The 6,546-nt window shown below is 72.6% G+C and carries 7 protein-coding genes and 3 tRNA genes; 6 read left to right on the forward strand and 4 right to left on the reverse strand.

Translation table 11 applies throughout. The features are described 5' to 3' along the window. From AA75_RS30750 to crcB (AA75_RS30765), 4 genes are all read right to left on the reverse strand, one after another. Positions 1–1,699 (reverse strand): DEAD/DEAH box helicase (locus AA75_RS30750; protein ID WP_033823642.1); only part of this gene is annotated, 1,699 nt, incomplete at its 3' end. A gap of 932 nt (positions 1,700–2,631) precedes the next feature. Next, positions 2,632–3,006 carry a fluoride efflux transporter CrcB gene (gene crcB / locus AA75_RS30755; protein WP_033823590.1) on the reverse strand — a complete coding sequence of 125 codons (375 nt, stop codon included), beginning with the start codon at positions 3,004–3,006 and terminating at the stop codon, positions 2,632–2,634. Further along, complete coding sequence (locus AA75_RS30760) at positions 3,003–3,389, reverse strand: DUF190 domain-containing protein (protein WP_051813805.1); 387 nt, start codon at positions 3,387–3,389, stop codon at positions 3,003–3,005. The genes crcB (AA75_RS30755) and AA75_RS30760 overlap by 4 nt, the downstream gene beginning before the upstream one ends. Further along, complete coding sequence (gene crcB, locus AA75_RS30765) at positions 3,386–3,769, reverse strand: fluoride efflux transporter CrcB (RefSeq protein WP_033823591.1); 384 nt, start codon at positions 3,767–3,769, stop codon at positions 3,386–3,388. Before crcB (AA75_RS30765) ends, AA75_RS30760 begins: the two co-directional genes overlap by 4 nt. Before the next feature lie 177 nt (positions 3,770–3,946). Here crcB (AA75_RS30765) and AA75_RS30770 point away from each other — a divergent pair, with 177 nt between their 5' ends. The 6 genes from AA75_RS30770 to AA75_RS30795 all read left to right on the forward strand — a co-directional run bounded on the left by AA75_RS30770 (position 3,947) and on the right by AA75_RS30795 (position 6,264). Continuing rightward, the gene (locus AA75_RS30770) at positions 3,947–4,288 is read left to right on the forward strand and encodes a metallopeptidase family protein (RefSeq protein ID WP_033823592.1); all 342 of its coding nucleotides are present in this window, start codon (positions 3,947–3,949) and stop codon (positions 4,286–4,288) included. Positions 4,289–4,436: 148 nt separating this feature from the next. Continuing rightward, positions 4,437–4,509, forward strand: a tRNA-Glu gene (locus AA75_RS30775). A 59-nt stretch (positions 4,510–4,568) separates the two neighbouring features. Then, positions 4,569–4,642, forward strand: a tRNA-Asp gene (locus AA75_RS30780). A 27-nt stretch (positions 4,643–4,669) separates the two neighbouring features. Further along, positions 4,670–4,743: transfer RNA gene (locus tag AA75_RS30785), tRNA-Phe, on the forward strand. Positions 4,744–4,871: 128 nt separating this feature from the next. Beyond that, on the forward strand, positions 4,872–5,612 hold the full coding sequence (locus tag AA75_RS30790) for an SMI1/KNR4 family protein (RefSeq protein ID WP_199520452.1): 741 nt from the start codon (positions 4,872–4,874) through the stop codon (positions 5,610–5,612). A gap of 106 nt (positions 5,613–5,718) precedes the next feature. Next, positions 5,719–6,264 carry a Uma2 family endonuclease gene (locus tag AA75_RS30795; RefSeq protein ID WP_033823593.1) on the forward strand — a complete coding sequence of 182 codons (546 nt, stop codon included), beginning with the start codon at positions 5,719–5,721 and terminating at the stop codon, positions 6,262–6,264. Positions 6,265–6,546 lie beyond the last annotated feature (282 nt).

A 6,546-nucleotide genomic window follows, 5' to 3' on the forward strand; every position in this document is an offset into this window, starting at 1 on the left:
CCCGGCCGAAGGAACGGCCACCACGGTCGTCCCGGTCCCGGTCCCGGCCGCGGTCGTCGCGGTTGAACCCACCGCGCTCGTCACGGTCGCGGTTGAACGACGGGCGCTCGGCGCGGGCCTCGCGGTACGCGGGGACGCGCTCCTCCTCGACCGCCGGGGCGGTCTCGGCGGCGGCCGGCTCGGTGGTCGCGTCGGCGGCCTCGGCGGCCGGCTCCTCGTCCTCGATGCCGAGCGCGGCGCGCTCACGGGCGGCACGGGCGGCCAGGCGGTCGGCCTCCTCGCGCAGCTCGGCGGCACGACGCTGGGCGCGCTCCAGCTGGCGGGTCATCTCGGCGACCTCGCGCTCCGCTGCACCGGCGATGCCGGACGCGGACTCGGCCTGCACCTCGACCAGCGAGCGGGCACCGGTGATCCGGGACACCTCGGGGTCGAAGGCGTGGTCGAGGATGTGGCGCGAGGCGTCCACGCCTGCGTCCTCCATCAGGCGGAAGACGCCGCGGCGCTGGTGCGGCAGCACCAGGGTGACGACGGTGCCGGAGCGGCCGGCCCGGGCGGTACGGCCCGAGCGGTGCAGGTAGTCCTTGTGGTCACCGGCCGGGTCGACGTTGAGCACCAGGTCGATGCCGTCGACGTGGATGCCGCGGGCGGCGACGTCGGTGGCGACGACCACGTTGACGTAGCCGTCCTTGAAGTCGCCCAGCACCCGGGTACGGGCGCCCTGGGTCATACCGCCGTGCAGCGCGTCGGCCTTCACGCCGGCCTCGACCAGCTGCTCGGCGACGCGGTCGGCGCCCATCTGGGTGCGGACGAAGATGATCGTCCGGCCCTTGCGGGCGGCGATGGCGTTGGTGATCGGCGCCTTGTCCTTCGGCTTCACCACGAGGATGTGGTGGGTCATGGTGGTGACCGCGCCGGCCGACGGGTCGACCTCGTGGGTGACCGGGTTGTTCAGGTAGCGCTTGACCAGGGTGTCGATCTCGTTCTCCAGGGTGGCGGAGAACAGCAGGCGCTGGCCGCCGGCCGGCACCTGGTCGAGGATCTCGGTGACCTCGGGCAGGAAGCCCATGTCGGCCATCTGGTCAGCCTCGTCCAGCACGGCGACCTGGACGTCGGCGAGCTTGGCGGAACCGCGGTTGATCAGGTCGCGCAGGCGGCCCGGGGTGGCGACCAGGACGTCCACGCCGCGCTCCAGCGCGTACATCTGGTTGGACATCGAGGTGCCGCCGCAGACGACCTTGAGCTTGAGGCCGAGCACCGAGCCGAACGGCTCCAGCGCGTCGGCGACCTGCATGGCCAGCTCACGGGTGGGGACCAGGATCAGACCGCGCGGGTGCTTGGCCCGGGTGCGCTCGCCGCCTGCGAGGCGGGTGAGCAGCGGGAGGCCGAAGCTGAGGGTCTTGCCGGAGCCGGTACGGCCACGGCCCAGCACGTCCTTGCCGGCCAGGGCGTCCGGGATGGTCGCGGCCTGGATCGGGAACGGGGTGACCACCTCGCGCTTGGCGAGGGCCCGGACGATCTCGTCCGGGAGGCCCAGGTCACCGAAGGTGATGGTGGGCTCGGCCGGCGCGGCGTCGGAGTCGACGTCCGAGGCGGTGTCGTCGAGGTCGACCGCAGCGGCGGTCTCGGCCTCGGCGGCCTCGAGGATGTCGTTGGTGTCGGTCAGGACGGAGTCGGCGGCGTCCGACCCGTTCGCGGGCATGGCGAAGCGGGCGTCGTCAACGAGAGACAATGCAAAACCTTCCGGAAGTGGCACGCGCCAAAGTCCGGGGTTCTGTTAAGACCGCCTCTATGCGGTCAGCCACGGATCGCCGGAACGCGCCAAGGGCGCCGGGTACAGATGGAGGCGCCAATCAAATGAATCAAACGAACGATCTACCACCATAGAGGAACCTCAGGATCAAAGGCAAACTCGCTGGCCAGAGCGCTATTGCCCGGCCGGAGTCGCACTTGGAGCCGATGATCCGGAGTTACTGGCGGATGGTTCTGGTCCCAGTGTGACAGATGGGAGGGCGGAACTCGGATGTGAGCTTGGTGACGGGTGGGACGGCACCGAGGGGCTGGCGTCCGGGCTGGCCGGGCCGGCCGGGCTCGGCGCACCCGCGCTGTCGCTCGGCGCACCTGGCACCACCACCGGGGCGACGACCGCCCCCGACTCGGCCGGGACCGGCACCACCCCCGCCACCTCCGCCGCCGGCGTCGTCCCCGGCGAGACGCCCTCGCCCGCGACCACGGCGCCGTGCTCGCCGTGCTGGCCGTTGCCGGAGTTGCGGGCCGCGCCGCCGACGTTGCCGGCCTTGCCGGACGCCCCGACGGGGCCGCTCGGCCGGGCGGTGCCCTGCTGGTCCGCGGAGCCCGCACCGACCGACATGCACCCGCTCAGCCCGAACCCCGCGAGCACCGCCGCGGCGACACCCGCCGCCATCCGCCGTCCCGTCCCGGGACCAGCCGTACGATCCGCCACCACCGAGCCACCTCCCGTGCCGCCCCACCCGGGCCGGTCCGTCGTTCTCGGTGCCCAACGCGCGGCCGCCCCGCCGGACACGGGCAACCGCCCGGTCGGCCGCGTCCCGGGTCCCTGCGGCCCGGACATCCGTCACCGGCCCCGCGTCACCGGCCTCGCGTCACCGGCCGTCAGCCCCACAGGGCGCGGGCGGCCGCCGTCCCGGTGTACGCGGCACCGATCCCCGCCAGCACGCTGCCGGCCACGTTCGCCACCGCGTACAGCCGCGCGCCCGTCTCGGCCAGCCGCAGCGTCTCGTACGAGAACGTCGAGTAGGTGGTGAGCGCCCCGCACAGACCCGTGCCGATCAGCAGCTGGAGCCGGGAGGAGGCCGCGCCGGCAGCCACCGCGCCCGCCAGCAGGCCGAGCACCAGGCTGCCGGCGACGTTCACCACGAAGGTGCCCCAGGGGAAGGCCGAGTCGTGCCGGGACTGGATCGTACGGTCCGTCAGATAGCGCAGCGGCGCACCGACCACGGCCCCGGCGATCACCAGCAGCCAGGTCACCGGTCGTCTCCCCGGCCGCGGCCCGGCGTGCCCCGGCCGTAGCGGACCACCTCGACCTCGTCGAGCACCACCAGGCCGCTGCCGATCAGCCCGTCCAGCTCCGGCAGGAAGGCGCGGACCCGCTCGGCCTCGTCGACGATCACCACGGCCACCGGCAGGCCCTCGCTCAGCGACAGCAGCCGCGAGGTGTGCACGGTGGCGCCGGCACCGAAGCCCTCGACGCCGTGGAACACGCTCGCCCCGGCCAGGCCGGCGGCGTGCGCCCGGCGGACGATCTCGGCGGACAGCGGCCGGTGGTGCCAGGTGTCGTGGTCGCCGATCAGCACGGTGGCGCGCAGTTCCCGGGCGGGCACGGCCGGAGCGGCCGCGTCCCCGGCGGTCATGCCGGCCTCCGGCCGACGACGGCCAGTCGGGTGAGCGTCGCGGCCGCCCAGACCGCGGCGAGCGCCGCGAGGACGGTGCCCAGCAGGTAGGACAGGGCGCGCCCGGGCTCGCCGAGGTCGATCAGCCGCTGGACGTCCACGGTGTAGGTCGAGAACGTGGTGAACCCGCCCAGCACCCCGGTGCCCAGGAACGGCCGCAGCAGCGGGTGCCCCCACCGGGCCTCGGTGACCAGCACCAGCAGGACCCCGATGGCGGCGCAGCCCGCCGTGTTGATCAGCAGGGTGGTCCAGGGGAACGCCGCGGGGGCGGCCGGCCGCAGCAGCCCGGCGCCGTACCGGGCGACCGCACCGAGGGCCCCGCCGACGGCGACGACGGCCACGGTCGGTCCCTGGCCGCGCAGCGGGGCCGGGCGCCGGGGCGCTGCTGCCCGGGGCGGCGCTCCGGCGGGGTTCGATTTCACACCTCAGTGAACCACCCCGGTGAATCACCCCGGCGAATCGCTGGCGTCGATCATCTGGCACGTCGTCACGGGACATCCGACAATGAGGCGGTGGACATGACCCGGGACGAGTTCGAGACGCTGGTCTCCGACGCCCTCGACCAGATCCCGCCGCAGCTCGCGGCCCTGATGGACAACGTCGCGGTCTTCGTCGAGGACGAACCGGACCCGGCCGCCCCCGACCTGCTCGGCCTGTACGAGGGCACCCCGCTGACCGAGCGGGGCGAGTGGTACGCCGGGGTGCTGCCCGATCGGATCATCATCTACATGGGGCCGACCCTGCGGCAGTGCGAGACCCAGGAGGAGGCGGTGGCGGAGGTCCGCATCACCGTGATCCACGAGGTGGCGCACCACTTCGGCTTCGACGACCACGAACTGCACGAACTGGGCTGGTCCTGACCGCCGGGTGCGCACCGCGCGGGGTCACCCGACCGGTCCTGAGCTGGGCCGCTGACCCGCCGGGCCGAAACCGTTTTGGCTTTCCCGCCCGGCATCCCATATGCTTCTCACGTCCCCGACCGCTGAAAGCCAGCCGGGCGGGCCGCAAGCCCTCATCGTCTAGTGGCCCAGGACGTCGCCCTTTCAAGGCGGTAGCACGGGTTCGAATCCCGTTGGGGGCACGGTAGTACCGTAGTAAAGTCAGTGCCGCAAGGCGCTGAGGCGGATGAGATCCGCACGAGGTCCTGTGGAGCAGTTGGTTAGCTCGCCACCCTGTCAAGGTGGAGGTCGCGGGTTCAAGTCCCGTCAGGATCGCTCGTCTCGCAAGAGGCGATGCAGTACGGCCAGGTAGCTCAGTTGGTACGAGCGTCCGCCTGAAAAGCGGAAGGTCGCCGGTTCGACCCCGGCCCTGGCCACACCAGCCTGAACAGGCATGATGCCCCTGAAGCACTCGCTTCGGGGGCATTTTCGTGCCGCTTCGCCTGGTGGTGGCTCCGGCGGAGCTCCTCGGCCGGTGGGGCGGCGCCGGACCTGTGGGGGCGAGATGGGCGCGACCGGCGACGAGATGGACGTGACCGGTGTTGGGTGGCAGCCGGCGAACACCGGCGCGGGGGTCGACTGGTCGGGAGTCCGCGAGCGGGTGACAGCTCTGCGGGAATCCCCGTTCACGGAGAAGGTCTTCGGGGCTCGTCAGCAGGGCTTCGGGCATGACTTCGTGCTGCAGCCGCCGCTGAGTGAGGCCGACCTGGCAGAGGCCGAGGAAGAACTCGGTGTCGCGCTCCCGACCGACTACCGCAACTTCCTCGTCGAGGTCGGCGCAGGCGGAGCGGGCCCCTTCTACGGCCCCTTCCCACTGCGGTGTGACGGGCAGGGCTGGCACTGGCTGGACGACACGGTCCGAAGCGACAACTCGCTACTGGGGAGGCCGTTCCCCGCTGCGGACCAACGGGCTCGTTGGTCGGCGGACCTCGACGCTCGCGAGCCGGTCTCGGACGACTTCCCCGACGAACAGTCCTATCTCGCGGCGTACCGCGTCTGGAACGAGGAGTGGGAGAGGCTCCACGACGAGATGACCGCCGGAGCGATCCGCCTCAGCCACGAGGGATGCGGCTACTACACCTGGCTCGTGGTGACCGGGCCGGAGCATGGCACCCTCTGGACCGACCTCCGGGCGTGCGACGGCCCCATCGAGCCGCTCGCTGGCACCGGCCGCGACCGGGTGAGCTTCGGCGAGTGGTACCTGGGCTGGCTGGCCCAGGCCGACCGCGAGGCCCACGGCCGTTGAGCCCAGAGCGCCGGGTTCGACCTCGGCGCTGGCCCAGCCTGGCCGATAGTCGGGCGGCCCGGACTACGCTGAGGTGCTGTCCGGCGCAATCCAGGAGGCATCGCGCATGAACCCGGAGCACTTCGCACTCCTCGAAGAGGCCCGCAGGAGCCTGCCCGACGGATTCAAGGTGGAGCTGTCGGGCGACACCATCGTCATGATGGTCAGTCCCTCGGGCATCCACCAGCGGAACCTCCTCCTGGTCCGCCGCCAGTTCGACGCACACGCTCCGTCGGATCTGCTGCCGAGCGAGAACACCGACCTCGTCTCACCGCACGTGGGCAAGAGCCGGAACCCGGACCTGACGTACCTTCCGGGCGAGGCGTTGGAGACGACCGAGAACCAGGTCCCTTCCGAAGTCGCCGCGGTCGCCGTCGAGCTGGTCTCCCCGTCCAACCCGGAGAACGACTGGGTCGGGAAGGTACGCGACTACCCGCTGATGGGGATCCCGCTGTATCTGCTGGTCGACGCTCGGCAGAAGACCGTCACGCTCTTCAGCCGGCCGGATGGCACCAGGTACCACCGCCGCGAGGACATCGAGTTCGGCGAGACGCTGCACGTCCCGGAGCCGTTCGACTTCGACCTGGTCACCGCCGAACTGCTCCCGTACTGACCGACGCCCGCGCGGAGCCGCCGCGGAGCCCGGGTCCGGGGCGGGCGGGTCCGGGGCGACGGAAGCACTCCGCCGGCCGGCGCGACGGGCGCACCGACCGGCGGAGGGGAGTGATCAGGCCTGCGGGCGGCGGCGCGCGGCGACGAGTGCGCCGGCGCCCAGCAGGACGGCCGCGCCGCCGGCGGCGGCGAGCTGTCCGAGCGGGGTGGTCGGGCCGGTGCTGGCCAGCGAGTCCTCGCCGACGGTCCGGACGTCGGCGGCCGCGGCGGGGGCCGCCCCCCC

Origin of the sequence: Kitasatospora sp. MBT63 (genome assembly GCF_000710465.2) — a bacterium.
GTDB lineage: Bacteria > Actinomycetota > Actinomycetes > Streptomycetales > Streptomycetaceae > Kitasatospora.